2 protein-coding genes are annotated in these 2,332 nt (G+C 61.9%); one reads left to right on the top strand and one right to left on the bottom strand.

Annotation, left to right across the window (positions count from 1 at the left end; genetic code table 11):
- Window positions 1-467: 467 nt before the first annotated feature.
- A complete protein-coding gene (locus WBV42_RS08520; RefSeq protein ID WP_423985648.1) occupies window positions 468-1,253 on the bottom strand; it encodes an SDR family NAD(P)-dependent oxidoreductase in 786 nt (261 codons plus the stop codon).
- A gap of 174 nt (window positions 1,254-1,427) precedes the next feature.
- Here WBV42_RS08520 and WBV42_RS08515 point away from each other — a divergent pair.
- A partial coding sequence (locus WBV42_RS08515; protein ID WP_423985647.1) for a YncE family protein occupies window positions 1,428-2,332 on the top strand: 905 nt, incomplete at its 3' end.

Below are 2,332 nucleotides of genomic sequence, written 5' to 3'. Positions count from 1 at the left end.
ATAGCCAGTCAGGCTGGTTACGATCGCGAAGCGTTCGTCTCACTGAGTCGTCGCAACGCGACGACGAGGGCCGCAGGACCGAAAGTCCTGCGAGCTCCCGAAAATCTCCGATTTTCGAGGCCCTCGGCCGACCGCTGGTTCACGGTTTTGCCGGACTTAGTCCGGCTGACCGTCAAGCAAAGCTTGGCAATTTCGCCAGACTTCGTCTGGCTGACTGCCGAGCGTTGTTCGGCAATTACACCGTCGTCTCGCGGGCCGTGCCCGCTCGACTGTCCGCGGAACGGCGCTCCGCGCTACTCACCCAGAGGTTTCTTCGAAACCTCGCTGGCCTCGGGCCTGCTGCCCCGCGCGCCGCTCGGTTAGCCGGGCTAAGGGATACGATCCATCACGAATACCACGGAGAATCCGAAAAACTCGCGCGCAAATCAGGGTTTCTACCACAACTCTTCCCGCCTCCAAACTCCCTTTCAGATCGCTGTCCAGCCGCCGTCGATGTACAACAGCTCACCGGTGATGTAGTCCGCGTCCTCGCTGGCCAGGAACAAAGCGGGACCGGCGATGTCCACGGGGTAGCCCGCCCGACCCAACGGGACCGGCTTGATGAAGCCGCCTTCACCGGCGGCGTCCTCGGCTTCGTCGCTCCACCCCTCGGTGAACTCGGTGGCGATCTGACCGGGGGCGACGGCGTTGACGCGGATGTCGTGTTCGGCAAGTTCGAGCGCCGTACCGCGCGTTATCATCTTTATCGCGCCCTTCGTGGAATCGTACTGGACTTGATCGTGCTGAGCGACCTCGGAACTGATGGAGGCGGTGTTGACGATACTCCCTGGCTCCTCGCGGTCGATCATGTCCTTGGCGGCGGCCTGAATGCCGAAGAAGTAGCCCCGGATGTTGGTGTGGTGGAGCTCGTCGAAGTCCTCCTGGTCCACGTCGAGGAAATCCTCGCTGTGCTGCATCGCGGCGTTGTTGACCATGACGTCCACGCCGCCGTAGTCGCGGGCGGCCTCGACCACGGCCTCCAGTTCGCTGGGCTTGGACACGTCGGTCTCCACGAACTCGGCGCTTCCCTCGTGTTCGTCCCGAATCTTCTCGTGGGTGGGTTCGCCGTCCGATTTCGGCTCCTCGCGCACGTCGGCGTTGATGACGGTCGCCCCCGCCTCGCCGAACCGGAGGGCAATCGCGCGACCGATACCCGAACTCGCACCCGTGACGATGATCGTCTCGCCGTCGTAATCGAAGTGAAGGCTTCCCATTGCCCGCAATACTACGGACAAAACCGGGTTAAGTGTACTCGCCGCATTTGCAAGCAGGAACGGCATGACAATCAGTCAGTCCGTCCACTGCATGCACATATCTGAAAATGGCCACCATAGATTTATATAACGAAAATATAAAATTATACCCTCCGAAGCAATCACTCGCCGGACGTGAAGCCAAGCACGCGGTTCACACGGCGGGGCGTACTGAAAGCGGGCGCAGGGTCGAGCCTCCTCTTCGGGGCACTCGGCGCGAGGAAGAGTATCGCGACGGCCGACGAGAACGGCGACTCGGGTAACGATACGGAAGGGGATGGGACCCCAGGTGAGGGGTTCGTTCCGCACGCTCCCGGATGGTCACTCACGCCTGCAGGGAAGCAAACCGAAGTCGGTGATCGACCGATGGGCATGGCGCTCAGTCCGAACGGGAAGTACCTCGCCGTCTCGAACGACGGGCAGGGCGTCCAGTCGATGATGCTGGTGGACGTTGCGTCCAACGAAGTCGTCGATACCATCACCTACGAGTCACCCGAAGCGCTGTTCGTCGGCGTCGAGTTCGCGTCGAATCGGACGCTGTACGCCTCCGCGGGGACGAACAACAAGATTCGCGTTTACTCCACTGCGGACGGTACGCTAACCGAACGGGATCCGATTCGTATCGCCCCTGAGGACGAACAGGTCTTCCCGGCAGGGCTGACGGTTTCGCCCGACGGGGCACGACTGTACGTCGCCACGAACCTGAACAACGCCGTCGCCGTCGTGGACCTGTGTCGCGAGGAGGTCATCGAATCCATCTCCGTCGGCAACAAGCCGTACACGGTCGAACTCTCCCGAAACGGGAAGAAAGCGTACGTCTCGAACTGGGGTGCGGACACGCTTTCGGTCGTCGACACCGACGACCTCGAAGTCGCGGAGACGATCCAGGTCGGCGGACGGCCAAACGACGTTCTCCGCAGTCCGACTCGCTCGCACGTCTACACCTCGTCCGGCAACGCCGACACCGTCTCCGTCATCGACACGAGGTCGGACGAGGTCGTCGAAACCATCGACCTCGAACCGTACGAGGATGCACCGAC

Source organism: Haladaptatus sp., from assembly GCF_049589095.1.
Classification (GTDB): Archaea; Halobacteriota; Halobacteria; order Halobacteriales; family Haladaptataceae; genus Haladaptatus.
Note: the sequence above shows the minus strand (reverse complement) of the source record. Positions and strands in the feature narration are given on the sequence as shown.